This window comes from Neobacillus sp. PVCKKU3 (assembly GCF_058323225.1).
Genome location: NZ_JBLVQN010000013.1, coordinates 54,341 through 73,849, shown reverse-complemented (window position 1 = coordinate 73,849; position 19,509 = coordinate 54,341). Strand labels below are relative to the sequence as shown.

The 19,509-nt window shown below is 37.5% G+C and carries 21 protein-coding genes; 8 read left to right on the top strand and 13 right to left on the bottom strand.

Annotated features, from left to right (window positions below; all coding sequences use genetic code 11):
- Positions 1–101 precede the first annotated feature (101 nt).
- Genes ACNQGS_RS11025 through ACNQGS_RS11015 form a run of 3 tightly spaced genes read right to left on the bottom strand, consistent with a single transcriptional unit; the run spans position 102 to position 5,099 of the window.
- A complete protein-coding gene (locus tag ACNQGS_RS11025; RefSeq protein WP_491487332.1) occupies positions 102–1,805 on the bottom strand; it encodes a hydantoinase B/oxoprolinase family protein in 1,704 nt (567 codons plus the stop codon).
- Positions 1,802–3,922, bottom strand: a complete 2,121-nt coding sequence (locus ACNQGS_RS11020) for a hydantoinase/oxoprolinase family protein (protein WP_491487331.1) — start codon at positions 3,920–3,922, stop codon at positions 1,802–1,804. Before ACNQGS_RS11020 ends, ACNQGS_RS11025 begins: the two co-directional genes overlap by 4 nt.
- A 4-nt stretch (positions 3,923–3,926) precedes the next feature.
- Positions 3,927–5,099 (bottom strand): M24 family metallopeptidase, encoded by a 1,173-nt coding sequence (locus ACNQGS_RS11015; protein WP_491487330.1) that lies wholly within the window; start codon positions 5,097–5,099, stop codon positions 3,927–3,929.
- A gap of 231 nt (positions 5,100–5,330) precedes the next feature.
- Between ACNQGS_RS11015 and ACNQGS_RS11010 the strand changes: the two genes are divergently transcribed.
- A complete protein-coding gene (locus ACNQGS_RS11010; RefSeq protein ID WP_491487329.1) occupies positions 5,331–6,071 on the top strand; it encodes a FadR/GntR family transcriptional regulator in 741 nt (246 codons plus the stop codon).
- A 381-nt stretch (positions 6,072–6,452) separates the two neighbouring features.
- Here ACNQGS_RS11010 and ACNQGS_RS11005 read toward each other — a convergent pair whose 3' ends face one another.
- The gene (locus tag ACNQGS_RS11005) at positions 6,453–7,961 is read right to left on the bottom strand and encodes a sulfatase-like hydrolase/transferase (RefSeq protein WP_491487328.1); all 1,509 of its coding nucleotides are present in this window, start codon (positions 7,959–7,961) and stop codon (positions 6,453–6,455) included.
- Between the two features lie 198 nt (positions 7,962–8,159).
- Positions 8,160–9,464, bottom strand: a complete 1,305-nt coding sequence (locus ACNQGS_RS11000; RefSeq protein WP_491487327.1) for an MFS transporter — start codon at positions 9,462–9,464, stop codon at positions 8,160–8,162.
- A 393-nt stretch (positions 9,465–9,857) separates the two neighbouring features.
- Here ACNQGS_RS11000 and ACNQGS_RS10995 point away from each other — a divergent pair, with 393 nt between their 5' ends.
- Together ACNQGS_RS10995 and ACNQGS_RS10990 are read left to right on the top strand one after the other, a co-directional pair.
- Positions 9,858–10,592 (top strand): FadR/GntR family transcriptional regulator, encoded by a 735-nt coding sequence (locus ACNQGS_RS10995; protein WP_491487373.1) that lies wholly within the window; start codon positions 9,858–9,860, stop codon positions 10,590–10,592.
- A 52-nt stretch (positions 10,593–10,644) separates the two neighbouring features.
- Complete coding sequence (locus tag ACNQGS_RS10990; protein ID WP_491487326.1) at positions 10,645–11,610, top strand: formylglycine-generating enzyme family protein; 966 nt, start codon at positions 10,645–10,647, stop codon at positions 11,608–11,610.
- A 255-nt stretch (positions 11,611–11,865) separates the two neighbouring features.
- Here ACNQGS_RS10990 and ACNQGS_RS10985 read toward each other — a convergent pair whose 3' ends face one another.
- Positions 11,866–12,747 carry a LysR family transcriptional regulator gene (locus ACNQGS_RS10985; RefSeq protein ID WP_491487325.1) on the bottom strand — a complete coding sequence of 294 codons (882 nt, stop codon included), beginning with the start codon at positions 12,745–12,747 and terminating at the stop codon, positions 11,866–11,868.
- A 287-nt stretch (positions 12,748–13,034) separates the two neighbouring features.
- Here ACNQGS_RS10985 and ACNQGS_RS10980 point away from each other — a divergent pair, with 287 nt between their 5' ends.
- Positions 13,035–13,571 (top strand): chromate transporter, encoded by a 537-nt coding sequence (locus ACNQGS_RS10980; protein WP_491487324.1) that lies wholly within the window; start codon positions 13,035–13,037, stop codon positions 13,569–13,571.
- A gap of 19 nt (positions 13,572–13,590) precedes the next feature.
- The gene (locus ACNQGS_RS10975) at positions 13,591–14,133 is read left to right on the top strand and encodes a chromate transporter (RefSeq protein WP_491487323.1); all 543 of its coding nucleotides are present in this window, start codon (positions 13,591–13,593) and stop codon (positions 14,131–14,133) included.
- A 102-nt stretch (positions 14,134–14,235) separates the two neighbouring features.
- Here ACNQGS_RS10975 and ACNQGS_RS10970 read toward each other — a convergent pair whose 3' ends face one another.
- From ACNQGS_RS10970 to ACNQGS_RS10940, 7 genes are all read right to left on the bottom strand, one after another.
- On the bottom strand, positions 14,236–14,478 hold the full coding sequence (locus ACNQGS_RS10970; protein ID WP_491487322.1) for a hypothetical protein: 243 nt from the start codon (positions 14,476–14,478) through the stop codon (positions 14,236–14,238).
- A 61-nt stretch (positions 14,479–14,539) separates the two neighbouring features.
- On the bottom strand, positions 14,540–15,088 hold the full coding sequence (locus tag ACNQGS_RS10965; RefSeq protein ID WP_491487321.1) for a competence protein ComK: 549 nt from the start codon (positions 15,086–15,088) through the stop codon (positions 14,540–14,542).
- Positions 15,089–15,531: 443 nt separating this feature from the next.
- Positions 15,532–15,765, bottom strand: coding sequence for a helix-turn-helix domain-containing protein (locus tag ACNQGS_RS10960; RefSeq protein WP_491487320.1), 234 nt, complete (start codon positions 15,763–15,765; stop codon positions 15,532–15,534).
- Between the two features lie 97 nt (positions 15,766–15,862).
- The gene (locus ACNQGS_RS10955; protein WP_491487319.1) at positions 15,863–16,321 is read right to left on the bottom strand and encodes a sigma-70 family RNA polymerase sigma factor; all 459 of its coding nucleotides are present in this window, start codon (positions 16,319–16,321) and stop codon (positions 15,863–15,865) included.
- A 374-nt stretch (positions 16,322–16,695) separates the two neighbouring features.
- Positions 16,696–16,833, bottom strand: coding sequence for a YvrJ family protein (locus tag ACNQGS_RS10950; RefSeq protein WP_213117301.1), 138 nt, complete (start codon positions 16,831–16,833; stop codon positions 16,696–16,698).
- A gap of 124 nt (positions 16,834–16,957) precedes the next feature.
- The gene (locus ACNQGS_RS10945) at positions 16,958–17,176 is read right to left on the bottom strand and encodes a DUF2922 domain-containing protein (RefSeq protein ID WP_491487318.1); all 219 of its coding nucleotides are present in this window, start codon (positions 17,174–17,176) and stop codon (positions 16,958–16,960) included.
- A 187-nt stretch (positions 17,177–17,363) separates the two neighbouring features.
- Complete coding sequence (locus ACNQGS_RS10940) at positions 17,364–17,582, bottom strand: DUF1659 domain-containing protein (RefSeq protein WP_213146163.1); 219 nt, start codon at positions 17,580–17,582, stop codon at positions 17,364–17,366.
- A gap of 185 nt (positions 17,583–17,767) precedes the next feature.
- Between ACNQGS_RS10940 and ACNQGS_RS10935 the strand changes: the two genes are divergently transcribed.
- The 3 genes from ACNQGS_RS10935 to ACNQGS_RS10925 all read left to right on the top strand — a co-directional run bounded on the left by ACNQGS_RS10935 (position 17,768) and on the right by ACNQGS_RS10925 (position 19,508).
- Positions 17,768–17,968 carry a hypothetical protein gene (locus ACNQGS_RS10935; RefSeq protein ID WP_491487317.1) on the top strand — a complete coding sequence of 67 codons (201 nt, stop codon included), beginning with the start codon at positions 17,768–17,770 and terminating at the stop codon, positions 17,966–17,968.
- Positions 17,969–18,358: 390 nt separating this feature from the next.
- Positions 18,359–18,541 (top strand): hypothetical protein, encoded by a 183-nt coding sequence (locus ACNQGS_RS10930; RefSeq protein WP_491487316.1) that lies wholly within the window; start codon positions 18,359–18,361, stop codon positions 18,539–18,541.
- Between the two features lie 544 nt (positions 18,542–19,085).
- Positions 19,086–19,508 carry a very short patch repair endonuclease gene (locus tag ACNQGS_RS10925; RefSeq protein ID WP_491487315.1) on the top strand — a complete coding sequence of 141 codons (423 nt, stop codon included), beginning with the start codon at positions 19,086–19,088 and terminating at the stop codon, positions 19,506–19,508.
- The last annotated feature ends 1 nt before the right edge of the window (position 19,509 follow it).

Below are 19,509 nucleotides of genomic sequence, written 5' to 3'. Positions count from 1 at the left end.
AAACACTCCCCTTCAAAATAATCAAGATTTCGAAAAGTTCATTAGTATGATCCCGACCCAATCCAAAAAGGAATCAGGTCGGGCTGCCATCTCTTTTTATATTAAACTGTGATGCCATAAATCTCTTTTGCTTTTTCAAGGGACAATAGACCGTCTAACACTTCCTGTTTAATGAGTTCAGGGTTTCGAAGTTTCGGGTCCCCATATCCCCCTCCTCCTCCACAAACCATTTCAAGGACAGTGCCAGTTGGAACATTTGTTATCAAATCTTTGGAACCAAGTTCAACTTTCTCTCCATTTAGATAGTGAAGAGTAAGTTTATTAGGTGTTCCCTCTTGTCCGCCAAAAAGTCCATAAGGAATTGGAGCTCCCTCGTTTTCAAGACCATCGCCGATGGTACCAACAGAATTGTTTTCACCGTCTATTCGGATCCTTACATAGGTCCCATAGCCGCCCCGATATTGACCTGCGCCAGCAGAATCTGGGAGAAATTCATATGTTTCTATGAAGAATGGATCTTTAATCTCCATCATTTCTGGATCCTGTGAACGCATACAACCCGCAGCACCAGCAAAGCCAATCCCGTCAAATCCATCGAAGCCTTTTAAAGCACCTTGGCCACCTTTTCCGAGAAATCCAAAATCAAAATAATAATCATTTTTACGCGGATCCCATCCAGAGAAAACAGGAGTACACAATTTTGCCCAAGAGGCAGTTGCCTGATCAGGAACAGCATCTTTGAACGCGTCCATGATTGCTTCTAGTAGTACATCAGCAAGTTGATTTCCGAATAGGGTTGCTGCAGGAAAATTCGGATTTAAAATGGTTCCTTTTTCAAAAATACAATTTAAGGAACGGAACATGCCTTCATTCTGGGCAATCTCATTACCTGGGTTAATAATCATAAGATAGGCAATAGCACATGCTGCCTTAGCGGATGCTGGGGGCATGTTCGTAAAACCCGGTGCTTGGGCTGCTGAACCAGTAAAATCCATGGTTACTTCTTCATCGTCAATGGTGACTTTTACCACTACCTTGTACTCTTTTTCTTGATTAATCCCATCCGAGACCATCTTGCTTTCACCATAGAAAGTGCCATTTTTCCACCCTCTAATAATTTCTTTTACATGCTTTTCGGTTGCATCGATAATATAATCCAGATGGGCACGGAAGGATTCCAAACCGTATTTCTCAATGACTTTCACCATTGATCGTTCCCCAATGTTGCAAGCACCAATCATGGCTTTAACGTCTTCCTCGACAACTTTTAATCGGACATTGGAAAACAACATTTTCCAAACATCTGGGATAATCTCTCCACGCTCCACTATTTTTAAACCTGGAATTCGAATGGCTTCTTGCCATACTTCCGTATGCTTAGGGTTATAGCCGCCAAGTGTGGCCCCTCCTAAATCAGACAAATGACCCTTACTAACAGTCCAACCAACTAACTGATCATGATAAAACACCGGCTTATAGATCCCTACATCATGTGTTTGATTTCCGCCCTCAAATACATCATTGTGAACGATAATATCCCCTGGATAAATACGACCTTTAAACGATTCAATTATATAGGGCAATGCAGGTTGTGCACCAAACCCGATAATGGGGATATTTGCACTTTGCTCTACCATTTTCGCCTCATGATCAAATAGAGCGGTTACAAAGTCCCCCGCTTCATTAAATACTGGGGACCTTGAAGTCCTTTGGAGAACTTCAGCCATATCATGGGTGATCGCATTTAATCTTCTTTGAATAACCGACGCTCGTATTGGATCTACCACAATTTTTTCTCTTGTCATGCTTTTACACCTCGATTCGCCTCAATAAATCTTTGGACATAATCTTCTCCAAGTTCTTTATTATAAAGAATGGCATTATCATTTTTATCATAAATAACATTAAAAGAATCGTGAACAATGGTTGTCGTAACTTTTTGTTCAATAATGGCAGGACCAAATACTCGGTTTCCATGGACTAATGAATCGCCATCATAAACTGGGATGGAAATAAATTTCTCTTTCTCTCCCCTATAAATCAACCTATTCCCTTTTAAGGCATGTTTTGGAGACTCTCCTGCATATTCTGTTTGTCTTATGTTAGGTTTTATAGTAAGCCCGATTGCAGATACATTTATATTTACAATCATTACTGGCATTTCAGGTGAATTGTATCCAAACAATTGATTATGCAGCTCATGAAAGCGATGCTCGATAAACTCTCTAGTCAAGCGATGCTTTTCTTTGAGTGTAAATGGTACGCTTACTTCGTAATATTGTCCGGCATACTTCATGTCAAAATTATATTGAAATTCAATATCATGTTTATGAACTCCTTCGGAACTTAGCGTTTCCATTCCTTTTAACTCCAGGGAATCTAGAATATCAACAAGCTCACTTTCCTCTAATTCACTCGTTAAACCTTGATACACTTTAATATAATCATGACGTAAATCTGACATTAGCATTCCAGCTGCACAAAAGATGGATGACTCCTTTGGAACCATGACTAGCGAACAATCTAATTCTTTGGCAATAGCAGTGGCATGAAGTGGACCCGCTCCCCCTGCACATACTAAAGGAAAATCCCTTGGGTCAAATCCGCGTTTGATGGTAATTTCCCGAATTCCATTCGCCATGGAGACATCCACAAGATCTATAATTCCCTTAGCAGCATCTTCAATTGATATATTTAATTTATCTGCCACATGAAGCTTAATGGATTCTCTAGCTTTCTCTAAATCTAGTTTCATTTTACCGCCTAAGAAGAAATCAGGGTTTAAGTATCCTAGTACTAAGTTTGCATCTGTAACAGTTGGCATTTCTCCACCAAACCCATAACAAGCTGGCCCTGGATAAGCACCTGCGCTTTTAGGTCCTACATGTAGCAGTCCACCATCGTCAACCCACGCTATAGATCCTCCACCTGCCCCTATTGTGTGGATATCAACAATAGGAAGACTAATTGGCCATTCTGCAATTTCGCCTTCAGTACGAATTAAAGGCTGACCATCTTTCAAGAGAGCGACATCAAAGCTTGTTCCACCCATATCCATTGTAAGGGCATCCTTAATATCATGTGTTTGCAGATACCATCCACCTGCAACAGGAGCGGAGGCCGGACCTGATAATAATGTGTTCGCCGCTTTTTCAATGGTGGCATTTGGTGTAGCTACCCCGCCATTCGACTGCATGATAAGCAAAGTTCCACCAAACTGTACAGAAGCCAATTTTTCAGTCAGCTTTTTAAAGTATCCTTCAATAATAGGTCCGATATAGGAATTAAGTACAGTGGTGCTAGAGCGGTCATACAATCCACCTCTAGGAATAAGCTCGCTTGATACAGTAATATAACGTCCAGGTAATCGTTCCTTGAGCAACTGTGCTGCTAGTTTTTCGTGTTGGTCATTTGCATATGAATGCATGAAACAAATAGCTATTGCCTCAACATTATTTTTTTCAATATAATCTATCGCATTGATAACGTCTTTTTCTAATAAAGGCTTAATTGCTTCTCCCTTAACATCTACCCGTTCGTCAATGCCAAGCCTTAAATGTCGGGGAACAAAAGGTTTGGGCATTACATACTGATTATTATAAGGATCAGGTCGAATTCCACGCCTCATTTGCAAAATATCCCTAAACCCATTTGTTGTTAATAATGCTGTTTTTGCCCCTGAATAAGTTAAGGCAGCATTTGTTCCTACTGTAGTACCGTGTACAATTAAATCCACTTTTTCTATAAATTGATTGAGTGATAGATTATGGTCCTCCGCCATCTCACTAAGGCCGTTAAAAAAACCAATAGTTGGATCTTTTGGCGTAGAAAGAGTTTTATAAACTTTTGATTCGCCTGTTTCAGTTATAAGTAAGAAGTCTGTAAAAGTTCCGCCTACATCAATTCCGATTCGAAAATTCATTGAATCACTTCCCGTCTATAAAGATTACTTCATGGCTTCTATTCGATAAACGTTCTGCTCCGTTTTCTCGAATAACAAAAACATCTGACATGTATGCCGACTTTTCACGGCCTGGTTTAATAATTTGCGGATGATAACTAATAACCATTCCTTCTTTTAAAGATAATAGAGCATCATCTTCTTCGCTTGGTACTTCAACCCCAACAAAATTTGTATTCGTTTTTCGCGCAACTAATGGTCGTTCAATCACATCCATTCCAATTCCGTGTCCACTTAGATGTCCGCATTCATAACCATATTTATCAGCTATTCTTTCTAACCCGGCTTGAATGTCACTAAGTTTGACGCCAGGTTTCATATTATCCTCCGCATATCTAATCCCTTCTGCCACAACGGAGGCTAATGCTTCTGTTTCTGCATCCCTTTCACCAAAGCAAAACATTCTTGAGTGTTCTACCCAGTGTCCCGTAGGTCCAGTTATTTCAAGGGATACAATCAAGTAATCATTTTCTTTAATGACCTTATTTCGAGGAGGTAAGAAACAAGGTACGACTGCCCCAGGTTGTTCACTTGATAAAGTTAAGAATAAATCATCCTTTGCTCCCATAGCATGTACTGTTTGATAGGCTGGAGCTACAGCTTCTTCTTCCGTCATTCCTACTTTTATGTTTTTAATAATACTATCGAACCCAGCCTCAATAATTCGATTTGTTTCTATAATGCCTTGGATTTCTTCCTCACTTTTAATGCTTCGAATAACATCAAACTCGATACTAGCATCTTCCCACTCAACTTCAGGTAATTCCTTTCTTAAGTAAAGATAATCTTCTACCTTCATCGTGCTGTTTAAACCAACTGCCCCAACAACACCACTAGTGATATTATTTTCCTTTAGCTTTCGAACCATTTCCATAACCTCATGATCTTCCGGAAAAAGCACATCTGGGGAACGGGGATCAGTACCAAAATGTAAGCCAGACGGAAGAATTTGATATTGTTTATCCTTAAAGACAACCCCATAGCCATATCGATGATATAAATGATTATCAAATAAATAACGAAGTGAACCCTTTTTACCTAAATAGGAACTCGCGGCAAAAATCATTGCCTTATACCCTTTGTTCTCCATTAATTCACGTACTTTTGACAATCTTTGTTCTCTTTCTTGTTTTTGCATTGAAATGATCACCAATTATCCCTCTTTTCTGAAAATTTAATATATTATTAGATTAACAAACGTTAACTATTTAGTAAATATTTCGAATTGTAAGAAATTATTACGTTTAAAATTAAAATTACTACCCCATCTCAAATTGCTTACATTTACTTATTCTATAAAATGTTAATTTTATTTACAGTTTGCTAATTATTCACAATTTAATTAGAATTATATAGGGAGGTGAATATTTTGAATATTAAAAACAGGAAATTATTAACACTATCTGAACAAATAGTTGAACAAATTAAAGAGTCCATTGTCGAAGGCCATTTAAAAAAAGGGGATAAATTACCTTCTGAACAAGATTTAGCTGACCTTTATCAAGTAAGTCGACCTACTGTTCGGGATGCAATTAAAATTCTTTCTGCCTCAAAACTGATTTATACGAAACCTGGTGCTAAGGGCGGGCATTTTATTACAGATATTTCTGCTCAGTCGTTCATTGATGATTTTAGTAATTACATTAATATCTCTTTGGTTTTAGAGGGATTTTCCATCAATGAATTAATAGAATACAGAAGATTATTTGAAGTAACAACGTGCGTTCTAGCTGCTCAAAGAAGAACTGAGAATGACTTGATTGAGTTAAGAAAGCTGATCCCTGCCCCCGACGACAACCTGACGAGCCAAGAATATTTTGAACGGGATTTTGATTTTCACCGGACTCTGGCGAGATCCACTCGTAACTTATTATTTATCATCACGATGGAAGCAATCACGAATGTATTAAAACCTATGTTTCAATTTGTACATGGGCCGCCTGAATTAAAAGAGAAACTTACGAATGATCTATTAAAAATATACGAAGCGGTTAAACAGGGAGATCACAAATTGGCAGAAGAGGAGATAAATAGCCATCTTAATCGGTTTGAAAGAGATTTTACAATAGAAAGTCCCCCTTTGGAAAATAGGCAAAAATCACCTCTTTAATGCTAGGATTTAATTTGATTGAAACCAGTCACTAAACGTGGATAGCCGCATGATAATTCTTAGTGTTATCCACATTATTTTTTTCAAAAAGAAATTGATTCAATTTTCTTATCTACTTTTGCAATGCAAATAGGATATTTTTCAAATAAAAAAATCCACGTCAAAAAATATAGTGGAAAAGTGAGGATGGGGAATTGAGGATGTCAACCGCGCCATGGAAAATGGCTTTACATTATTGGGAGGTTGCCTCTTAAAGAGTGAAACTAGAATTTAGACTTTGGTTTCACTTTTGAAAGAGGAACCTCCCTAAAACATTTTCTTAAAAATGAATCTGAATTCCATATTACATTTACTATATAAATTCTAAGAGTAATATTATTTTTAACGTTGTCCGTATGGATGATTGTAAGCCCACTCGGTATTTAACATTTTCACTCTCTCTTTAGGAGACATTTTATATCCAGGAGATGATACAACTAATTGTCCATACTCTACAGCGGGATCATTTTCTCTATAAGATAATACTTGTACTAGTTCATTTCTCCATTTGTCCCTTAAATAAGTTTCTTTCTTTGCTAGATTTTTCATTTCGTTTGGATCATCTTTAAGATCAAAAAGCAACTCATATCCATCTTTTTCATACCAAATATACTTCCAGCTACCATCAGTTAACATCAAGGAGCGCTCTCCTACATTTCCAAATTCCCCTAGAATATGGTCTCTTACTGAAAGTTTTGGATTTTTTACAAGAGATAGTAAGCTTTTGCCATCCCTGTACTCACCTATTGAGCCCGTAGCTATATCGAGACATGTCGGTAATATATCTTGTAGTCCGATCACCGACTGGTTCACTTGTCCTGGAATCCATTCTTGATTAAAAAGGTGATCATATTCACTGTTTAATGGAGGAGTAATAATAAAAGGAATATTACAGGCTCCATTTAGAAAATTTGCTTTTTGCCAAAGATGATGGTCACCCAAACAATCACCATGGTCGGAAGTAAAGATAAACCATGTATTATCTAAAATTCCTTCCTCTCGAAGGGTCCCTATTATTCGATTAATCTGCCGGTCTACTTGAGTCACCAATGCATAATAGGCCTGCCGGGCCAATGTAATTTGTTTAGGAGTTTTTCCTTCACCAAATGCAATATTTGCAGTATGGAATGATGGATGCTCTTCTACCCAATCACCAATCATAGGTTCCGGTATTTCTTCTCGTTCATACATATATAAGTCTCTCATTAAAGGTGTCAGTGGTGGATGAGGTGCAGTAAAGGATGCCCACATGAATAATGGTCTGGTCCAATCTCTTCGCTTAATCTCTTTACATGTTTGAGTCCCAACCCATTCAGTAGGGTGAGTATGATCTGGCAAATGCCACGGAGTCGTTGCGTACTCATTAACTGACATACCATGACCAAAGGCCATGCCAGGATATCCTTGTTCTGTTAGCCAATTTTCATAGTCATCATATCCTCTGTGTTCCCCTACATATTCTCCTAGTCGACGTCCTTCTTCACATAATAGCATTGTTTCAAATCCGTAATGACATCTTTCTGGAAAAGTATGCATTTTGCCAACCACTTTGGTCTGGTATCCTTCATCTCTTAATAGTTGTGGCAATGTTTCTTTTGTTGGTAGTTGAAAGCCAGATTTAAAAACAGTTAAACCTAAATTATGACCTTCTAACGCGGTCATAATGGTTGCACGTGCAGGAATGCAGATTGGAGTAGTTGAATAAGCCTGCTCAAACCGAACACCATTTCGTGCTAACTGATCAATATGCGGTGTTTGAATTGTAGGATGATTAGCACATCCCAAATGATCAGCCCGTAAGTGATCGCAAGTAATTAAAACAATATTTGGTTGTTGGTAAGTTTCACTCATATGATTTCCTCCATCATTCTATTTTGTTATCTACCTACTTTTTGAATTAGCGCAATTGTACCATCATTTTTACAAGTTTAGAATATTCTGTAGCTACAACCACTGCTTCTGTTTTAAGAATGGGGAACCCGAATAACCTTCATTATTTGGGTTTCCTTATTCTTCCACACAATGGATTTTAACAATTTGTACCTTGTTCTAAACGTATTTGGTACTCTCCGCTTTTTGCACATTTAAACTATCTGGTCTGCAACCTATCCAGAACAATGTACCGAACACTATAAACAACACAGCAATGAATTGAAATGAATTAATGAACCCAGCTGCTTGAGTAGAGGAAAATTGAATGATATTACCGGTAACAAATGGTCCAATAATACCTGCGAGTGTTACAAAGGCCATTAAAGTACCCATTCCTTTTGCACGATGTTGAGGAGGAACAAACGAATCGATGACAGATGGCGAAAGAACGAAAAACACCCCACTCATTCCCAAACTTAAAGAAAACATTATTACTGCCATAGTGTTTGAACTTACGAGTGGTGCAAAGTAAAAGAGAATACCACAGGTAATAGCTATTGCCCCCAAAATATAAACACGTGATTTCCTAACATTTCCTGTTTTACGATAAATTTTGTCCGATAATAAAGCAAATGAAATTTGTGCAATAGCTTGGGCTACCCACACCCAACCGGTAGATGCCTCACTCATATGACGTACGGATGAAAAGTAGTTTGGTAGCCATGTAAGAACAACGGCAAATGTCCAATGTGATGCAAAACCAACAAGGACCAACAAAATAAAGTTTTTATTAAAAAGAAATACGCGTGCTTCTGCAAATGAGAAAGAAGGGGCTGAATTCTTCTTGTCCGCTTTTGGAATGGAATCAAGATGAGGACTTTCCTTTGCAATTAAGTGCCATAATATTAACCAAATAACACCTACAATAGCCATAGTGATAAACCCTGTTCTCCAGCCAGCAGTTGCCATAATATATACAATAATAGGTGTTGCAATTGCCACTCCAATATTCCCGCCAAGATTGATCATGGTTAGCCCGATTCCAAGTTTATCCTTTGGCAGCCATTTTGATCCCGCAGCCATTGCAACGGGGTATGCAGGCCCCTCCCCCGCACCTAGAAGAACCCGGGTTACGATGAGATATGGTAAGCTAACAGTGAAAACGATTGCAAATTGAATAATAGACCATGAACCGGCCATAAAACTCATAATCCTTTTTGTTCCGTATTTATCTGCAAGAAATCCCCCTACCATGCCTGTAAAAGAGAATAACCAAAAAAACGAACTTCCTACTAATCCCCATTGATTTGGACTTAAATTAAGTTCATCTATCAGCTGAACTGAGGCTAATCCAATGATTGCTTTATCCGTATAGTTGATCACCATAGAGACGAATAAAAATAAAATCATTCCCCATCCCATTCTTGAAATCTTGCTTTTTTTTACTTCTTCTTGATAAAGTATGTTTTCGTGTGCTTGCATCGCAACTACCTCCTAGAAATTAAAAAGTTAGTTATTGATTAGAAAACCTAATCTAAAACTTTCGAATAACCTAATACAGTTTTCTTTTAGTAAAGGTAAAAAAAATGTTAATACGATTATTAAATAATTGTTAGTATTGTGCAGCTAGAGGAAGAATTAGCGGACAAAGTGCATCGTTTGTGCAAGGCAATTTTACAGTACCGAAGAGTTAAGGATATTAAACAAACATTGTTACTTGTAATTTAATACAAACGCATCACCATCCTTTTTGAATATTTAGAAAATTCATGTTTTCAATTTATCAAACTTATCTCAATGTGTAAATATTATGAATTGTATGTTTTTATAACATTTGCCCAAATTAAACTTTTCTATTATGATATAAGAAAAGGAGTGAAAATTTTGAATATTAAAAACAAGAGATTGTTAACACTTCCCGAGCAGATAGTAGAGCAGATCAAGGAGTCTATTGTAACAGAAAATTTAAAAAAGGGAGATAAACTCCCATCTGAACAAGAATTAGCTAACCTTTTTCAAGTAAGCCGTCCTACAATCCGTGATGCTATTAAACTATTGTCTGCCTCTAAACTCATCTATACAAAACCTGGCGCAAAAGGAGGCCATTATATTACAGAAATTTCACCTGAGTCATTTATTGATGATTTTAGTAATTATATTTCTCTCTCTTTAGTTTTAAAAGGATTCTCCTTAGACGAACTCATTGAGTACAGGAAAATTATTGAAATTAAAACTTGTGCTCTTGCAGCCCAAAGAAGAACAGAGGAAGATTTAATAGAATTAAAAAAAATGGTTCCAAATCCTAGTGACCCACTTTCTGATATTGAATATTTCGAATGTGATTTTCAATTTCATCGGGCAATTGCAAAAGCTACTCATAACTCATTGATCATTATCACAATGGAAGCAATAATAAATGTATTAAAGCCTATGTTTCAATTTGTAAGTGGAACAAAGGATTTAAAAGAAGAACTGGCCAATGAACTAACTGAAATTTATCGAGTAATAGAACAGGGAGACCCTAATTTAGCCGAAGAAAAAATGAACTATCATCTTTCACATTTTGAAAAAGACTTTTCTGTGAAAACTAATAGAATAGTTTCAGTTTAATCCATAGATTTAAGATTAAGAGTATTTATTTTGAGAGATAAGGAGTGAAAAGATGACAAACGAAGTGAAAATGCCATGCTGTTCCGTAAAAAGAAATGCCTCCTCCAATAAAACCGAAATACAAACACAGTCTATTCAAGAAAGTGCTCCCAACAAAACATTATTTAAGGATAAAATGGTGTATATCCCTGGCGGGGAATTTTTTATGGGAACAGATTCAAAAGAAGCTTTCCCAGCAGATGGCGAAGGACCAATAAGAAAGGTAAAAGTTAATCCCTTTTTAATAGACACTTTTGCTGTAACAAATGCTGAATTTAACGAATTTGTCAAAGCAACAGGATATACGACAGAAGCAGAACAGTTTGGCTGGTCGTTTGTATTTTATGGTTTCCTTTCACAAAATCCTGCAGTTCAGGCTCAACAAGTAGTGAGTACGCCTTGGTGGTACGGTGTTAACGGTGCCTATTGGTACCAACCAGAAGGACCCCATTCAACAATCGAACATCGAATGGATCACCCTGTTGTCCATATTTCCTGGAATGATGCAAATGTCTTTTGCAAATGGGCAGGGAAACGATTGCCTACCGAGGCTGAGTGGGAATTTGCGGCTCGTGGTGGTCTTGAGAAGAAAATGTATCCATGGGGAGATGAACTTACTCCAAATGGTAAGCATTACTGCAATATATGGCAGGGGAAATTTCCTCATGAAAATACGAAAGATGATGGTTATGAGTGTACTGCTCCTGCTAAATCTTTTCCTCCTAACGGTTATGGTCTTTATAATGTTTCCGGAAATGTGTGGGAATGGTGCTCGGATTGGTTTAGTCGAAGCATTCATAACAGAGGAGGACGAACAAATCCTCAAGGACCTGCAACAGGAGAAAGGAAAGTTATGCGTGGCGGGTCGTATTTGTGCCATAAGTCATATTGTAACCGTTACCGTGTTGCTGCACGCACCTCAAATACTCCTGATAGTTCATCAGGGCACCTTGGTTTTCGTTGTGTTGCAGATGTGTAGCAAATTTTAAAAAACAGTTAGAGTTTTTCCTGTATTTTAACCCGATTTGGATAAATTGGATGTATTCCAAGTAATTTGTAGTAATTTCAAATTTATTATACTAGGACAATAGCAATTTTCTATCATTATCATGATAGAAAATTGCTGCCCCACGCTTGTTTAACTAAGCCTCCGATAGTGATAGAAGAAGTTCCTAAAAGCCTATCTCCTCTATAAATCAATGATTGTCTGTCTTGCATAATAATTAAATTGCATTTATTGTTGGATAAATTCAACAAAATTAGATACTCCTATGCTACGGAATCTCTGAGGTTTTTTGACCACCCATAAATTTCTATTAATATTTACTCCTGATAATTTTATTTCATGTAAATATCCTTGTTCCAACTCTCTGGCTACGGTTAGCCTAGGTAGGATACTGATTCCGAGACCTGCCTCGACAGCACTTTTAATGGCCTGAGTACTGCCAATCTCCATATAATTTTCAATTTTATCTAACACACCATAATCCCTTAATGCCTTCTCAACAATCAATCGTGTCCCAGAAATCGATTCACGCCAAATCATGCGTTCATTTGCCAACTCTTCAATCTTGATTTCCGTTCTCCCCCTCCAAATGTGATCTGCAGGATATACAAGTACCAATTCATCTTCAGCAAATTTCTCAACTATAAAATTTTTACTCTCAACAATACCTTCCACCAATGCTAAATCGATTACGTCATTTGCTAGATCCGCTAAAACACTTGGCGTGTTTTTGATGGTTAAGGTAACTTTTATATCAGGTTCCTGTTTTTTAAAACTACCTAATAAGCTGGGTAATAAATACTCTCCTATAGTTAAAGAAGCGCCTACCCGAAGGGTGACATTACACTCTCCAGTTGATTGATTGATCACTTCCCTAGATCGATCAAAATCATTGACAATTGCTTTGGCAAAAGGATAGAGAAGTCTGCCGTTTTCCGTTACTGTCATTTTCCCTTCTGTTCGGTCGAACAATAAAGTGCCATAGTAATTCTCTAACTGATGAATTTGCCTTGTTACAGCAGGTTGGGACACAAAGCTTAATCGTGCAGCTTGGCTTATGCTACCTTCATCGACTACCAAACAAAACATTTTCAAGTTCTCTATGTTCATTGAAATCATCTCCAATTGAATGAAATACCCCTTTTAATATAACATACGAATATTCTGAAAAAATCCACTTATCTATAACATTACGTTATACCCCATGCATTTCTTGCAATTTACGTTTACTAATTCCTCTGATAATGTAATCGATAAGAACTGATACAAGAAAATTATTGCATTAGAACATAACCAAGAAAGAAGGAACGGGAATGGAGAATGAACAGAAAAAGCTAATACAAATTTTTTGGACTTTTTTCAAAATCAGCCCTGTCACATTCGGCGGTGGCTTTGCGATGATTCCATTATTAGAAAAAGAAGTGGTGGATAAAAGGAATTGGTTAAAAAATGAAGATGTTACCGATATTTTTGCCTTAGCTCAATCAGTTCCAGGGGCAGTGGCTATGAATTCCGCAACCTTTATTGGAAAAAGAATAGGAGGAATTAAAGGGGCTATTGCGGCAATACTCGGTGTATCATTGCCGACCTTTTTAATCGTTCTTATTGTAGGATTTGTATATTCTTTATATCAGCATAATCCCAAAGTGGCAGCTGCCTTTATGGCGATTCGAGCTTCCATTCTTGCCCTAATCGTATTTGCGTCTATTAAAACGTGGAAAACAGCAATCGTTGATAAATCAACATTCGCGATTTTTGTGTTTGGAGTTCTAGTACTATTCTTAATTCATCCAGTTTTAGCAATTCTAGCTGGAGCTTTTGCAGGCATTATGATAACAAATTTGAAAGAAAAGTTGGGTATCAACGCCAAAAATGTTAAACCGAAAAAAACTGAAATCAATAACTATGATTATTTCAGGGGCTCAGGTAGTTAAGGAGAAAGGATAAAAAAGAATGATATTGTGGGAATTATTCAAAATGTTTTTTGTCGTAGGCTTAGTTTCCTTCGGCGGGGGATATGCGATTATGCCAGTTATAGAACTTGGAGTTATACAGCATGGTTGGATGACAACTCAAGAGTTTTCTAACATTATTACCGTTGCCGGAATGTCACCAGGTCCAATTGCAGCAAATAGTGCAATACTAGTTGGTTATTCTAAAGCCGGAGTACCAGGAGCTATTATTTCTGCCTTGGGAATCTTGCTTCCATCTATCATTCTCGTTCTAATTGTCGCAACTTTCTTTCTTAAGTTAAACCATTATCCACTCGTAAAATCAATGTTTTATGGCTTACGATCTATTGTTACGAGTTTAATATTTTATGCAGCTATAAGGTTTGCGCTGTCAAATAACATATTAGGTCTCCATTTCACATGGTATACTATAACCCAACTGCTCGTTTTTGTATTATCTCTTACAGCCCTCTTGAAATTCCAATGGCACCCTACATATATAATAGTCCTTTCAGGACTAATAGGGATTGCTCTTTATTCATAATTCTTTTCATTCATTCTCTTTATCTAAGAAAGATAAAAAGACCAAGCCGTTTACCTCGCTTGGTCTTCCTCCGCCAGGAGTATATTAACTTCGCGGACTTACCTATTTTTTAGCTTTTCTGTCCCGCATCAATTTGGCCAAATCCCTCATTCCCAAACGGAAGGATTCGTTTCTAACCTTATGTACGCCGTAGCCCTCTAAATCATCATATCCCCGTATGTTATTGGATGTAAAACATTTGTATCCATCTGGAACTTTAAATATTTCTATATCCACGTACAAATTCCTGTTTAAATACAAACGGAAAAGTTGGTGTGTTTCAATGAATGGTTTAGATGGATTCATGTGTGAACTCCTTTCAAATATGCCATAAACACCGCGATTATGTTATTTGAACAAAAGACACCTATTTTTTTATCTTCTTGCGGGATCTCTTCCGGCTCTTTAGCAATTGCTCCCTCCTTGGATGGAGGACGAAAGAGAGTGGGTTGCTGCCGAGTTCCCCTGTAATCCTCTTTAATTGGTCGGCATTTTGCAGCTTCGTATTAAAGGATGTTAGCCGGCAAGGAACAGTGATGATGAGACCGTTCCGTAACGTGACTATAGTTTTTAGATAAAAGCCGTTGGTCCTGACAATATACTCGGGATTAAACCACATAGCGTCCTCATGTTTGGCCGATTTGGTGGCAAACACACATATATTGTGAATCGGATTGACCATGATGGGACACATTGAGATGTCACCAAGAATCCATTTGGCAGTGGCAATCGCTCCTTTTAAATCAAAACCGATACAGCGAATGCTGTCTGCAAGAATTTCTAATGGTGATTTGTCGACAATGATTGTTCGGTCCAGCTCACGTACGAGTGAACAAGGCTTGCCATTCCGGTCATAGTGTCCCGCCATATTCATAAATTGCTGGTTAATAATATAGAATTCTTCAATGTTCAGCATACTCGCCCCTCAAATGTTAGTTGGTTGAATTTTTTTTAAAAAAAGATATACTATCCATAAGTTAGTTTTTTTAAAAACTAATGTGACCAAGAGTATCGTCTTTCCGGGACACTTGCTCTTGGTTGTTTTTTTGCCCTTTTCACATTTTCCTCACCTCCTTTTCTGCATTCAAATGAATGAAGCGGTTGCAAAACTATTAAATAAAAGCATCTGGCTGACAAAGAAGTTGGTTGGGTAAGAATGTTCATAGTTAGTAGAATAACTTTGAGAATTATTATTATTTTTAAAAAATAATTACACATAAAAAATAACACAAAATATTACATAATTGGTCTGTTTTTACAGAGCAAATCGTAACATTTTGTGTCGAATTTTGGCGTTTTATGGTGAATTATTAACGAACTCTTCATATTAGGTAGTTTGTTAAATGAGGAAGGCAAGTATCATTCTTCTTCTTCATCATCAGTGTCTACTAAGTCAATAATCTGACGAATATCTTTTACATCAAGTGCTTCTGCAATCTTTTCAATATGGCTAAATTCAATTCGCTTCCTTTTATGATTGACCAATTCGCTTAAAGTTGCATGGCGTACATCAGTTAGAAGGGATAATTGTCTCATTGAAATTTTATACGTATCTAGCAATTTACGGATTTTCACATCAACTTTTTTAGCCATAGATTGCCGACCACCAATTCTAAGTAGTATAAAGAAAAATTAACATAACGGCACTTTTTAGGTGGTACGTTTAAGCGTAACGTTTCATCAAATCAATTCATGATTGCACTTTTATTTTTTTTAGCGCTCCTGTCCGCCATTGCTTTACAGCCGATACCGTGACTTTTTCTAGTTCGGCGATTTCTTTAACGGAACGGTCTTCCCAGAAGGTGTACAATAGCCATTTCTGCTGATTTGGGGTAAGCGTTTCGCAATAGGATAATAGGATTTCTTTTTCCAATGTTCTATCTGGCTGCATATTATGAACATTCTCCCAGTACACTTCCTTCTGGCAAACGAATCGTTCTTCAGCTTGCCCCATTTTACTAAGCTCCTCGAGCAGGCGGCCTCTAATGAATGCATATGCGTAGTTTATGAAATTCCCCTTTTCGTGATTAAATCGCTGGCTTGCCTCCCAGAGGGCAATCAGGCCTTGCTGATAAAATTCTTCCTTGTAATTGTATATATGAAGGGAGCTGATGATTTTATGAATCATTGGTTTATATTGTTCTGCCATCTTATCAAAGCTTTCCAACGGACGTTCCTTTCAGGAAAGCGCGCTTTGCCATTGTATTCCCGGGTACCTCTACCATAACGGGAATCCCTTATTTCATCGAACTCCTCTAATTCACTTTTAACACCAAAAAGAATCCCAAACCCGCACATTTTCGCTTCAAAATACAAATATGGATGCGTTTTTTTGAATTTCGAACAAATACAATAACAATTGATGCACGGGGACGGTTCTCGTGTGTCACTTTTATCCATTGGGCTAGAGAAGTTTTGGTGTGGGTAGGCGGGGATTTTCATTTTTTAGATTAAAGCCAACTGCCCCGTTGAAAAGGTAGTTGGCTTCAGTCATGTTGGGATTACCAAAGGGCGGTATGATGATCACCCCTTCATTCGCTCAGGGAGGCTCTGTATCGACTGGACGACTAAATCAAGCTTGGATTCTATTCGATATAGAAGATAGAGGGTCACAACGATAGGGAAGCCGACCTCATTGATAAATGAGATGATTTGTTCCACGGCAAATTCTCTCCTTTCCGAATTATATTTTAAAAGAGGCCGGTTTCGTAAAAGAATCCGGCCTCACCCTTAGAACATATCGATTTGACCAAATTCCCCTGCAAATCCGATATCTAATAACCTATTAAACAATTTCATACTCCACTACATTGCGGTCGATCACTCTTGCCCCTTTTGAAGCAACATATTTGCCGCTAGCCGATGTAAATACATCCGCAGCAATGATCTGTTCCATCGCTTGTTTGACAGCAGCCTCATCAACCGGTTCCTTAGGGTTGTCCACCGCAATGCGGGCAGTCTTGCCAAACTCCGTACCAAACATTAATTCCAATGTTTTTGCCATTTTTATTCACCTCCTTTTTTTGAGACATGGGTGAGACATGGGGACGGTTCTTTTGCCTCAATTTTTTCCAATCCTCCTTCTTGATAGGTTTGAAGCTTCGCAGATTCATAGCATGAATAGCTTTTTTAGATTACCAGAACCGTCCCCATGTACCGTTTGAACCTCGAGAATCACCCCTTAGCTTCCGTTACGCGGTAAGTTCAGTACTGTCGCTGCGTTCGACCTTGTTTAGCGGGTCATTGCATAAAGCTGAGATGGCGGTTGCCACTTGAAATAACTGGTCAACAGTCGATTCCATTTTGATGTTGCTAAATGTTTTTGTTTTTAAAACAGGGTTCCCCTGCTCATCCAGGTCCACCTGGAATGCCAGTCGAAGCTTTGAACCTTCTAATAATGCTTGTGCCATTGTCTCTCACCTCCTTTCACCCTTTATTTATGGTTTTTGGAGGGAAAAGGACAGGGTGAGAAATTATTTTTTAAAATATAAGCGGATTTTTGTGAAGTAGCAGGAAGGTATCAATAGACACATCTCTTATAGGTAAAAGTTCAAAAGTAACAGATTCAGCTTTATTTTTTAAGGAGTCGTTAAAGATGATGGGTGTTATGAGGGTAATGGGGAACCTAGGTATGCTGCCTGCTCCTGGAGCAGGCATGTCTGGTAAAAGATCTAAAGAGTTTTTATATCGCGATTTTTATAATAAGGACAATAGAAGCGAACTTACCTTATGGCTTCAGCTGATTAAGAACAGCTTAAGATGGTTCAAGAAGCCGGATTGGGAAATCTCCCTGTGATGATTTTCTCCTCTAGAGCGGAAGAGACGGAGCTTAAAGACTGGCAGAAGTTGTTTCTGGCATTTAAATGATGTAGGTTTTGGCAGTATGTATATTAATTATTTTGAAATATTACTTAAAGGAAATTCGCATAGATACTTATTTTTGCATAGTTGTCAATGAGGGCTTATTGTATTAACGGAGCAGGTTTGTTCAAGAAGAAATCACAAGAGGAATGAGCAATTACTGTAAATAAGATTAGACTTATTAATGTTCTAATAAAGAAGTTATGCAAAAAAATCGAGGTGATTTACCTTAATAGATATTGCGGTGTATCAATATTTGTTAAAATAGTATATAAATTGGAATTTGTGTGTGAGAATACAAAACACTTATAAGGAGGAGAAAAAAATGAGTAAAAACGATTGGGGATTGACAGAAGATGAAATGGATCGATTGGATGATGCGGTTAACGATGGAATCATACCAAGAAGTGAAGTGATGGCTAATATTGACAACTTTAAGAATGGACTTATATCAGTGGATGAATTGATCGGTATATGGTCAAATGATGATGACGATGATGAATATTAATCCCTAAATTGTTAAGACAATAGCACAAAGTGTTTGTCTGAGTAAAAGAAGACAGAGAACTTAAGTATACACGGGCAATTAATAAAGCATAAATTCCAATTTATCCTTAGTTAATTCGTAGTTTTCTTGTATTATGATATAGTATCCTCTTTTAACTTTAAAAACAAGTTTGGAAACAATGTACTTCAACTATAGGGTGCATTAACACAATAAAAAATAAGATTAATGAACCTAAAATATGCAAGTTTTTATGCACGACTTGCGTATTTTGGGTCTTTTTACATTCAAAAAAGATAATGCCGTTTATAACATTCTTTAATTACCAAATGCAGGCAGAAGCCGCAGGATGCGTTACTTCAGTTATCAATAGAATCATAGTGGAAGAATCCAGTCATTACATTCATCATGATCAACCAAGATTGGGATTGATAGCGTAATGGAAATAGTGGAGAAAATAAGATAAGAATTTTGATTTAAATCCATTTTTGTATAAGATAGGTAATACAATTAGCTTTTATAATTAAAATCAATTGGAGGTGATACGATGCCTGACAAGTTTGCGCCAGAAGTCCGTAGCAGGATTATGGGTTCCATTCGGTCGACAACCAAGCTTGAAGAAATTGTTTGCAAATCATTATGGCATCGTGGACTTCGATTTAGAAGGAATGTTAGAGGCTTATTGGGGACGCCTGATATTGCCATTAAAAAATACAAAGTGGTCATTTTCCTAGACTCCTGTTTTTGGCACTATTGCCCCAAGCACGGGCGGCTGCCGAAATCGAATGTTGATTTTTGGCAAAGGAAATTATACCGGAACGTAAAAAGGGACTATATCGTCAATAGCTTCTATTTTGAAAAGGGGTGGAACATTATGAGGATTTGGGAGCACCAGGTTAAGGAGGACTTTGATAACGTAATAGATAGCATATTAAAATTCGTCGAAAGCGCTAAGAAAAAGATAAACTAGC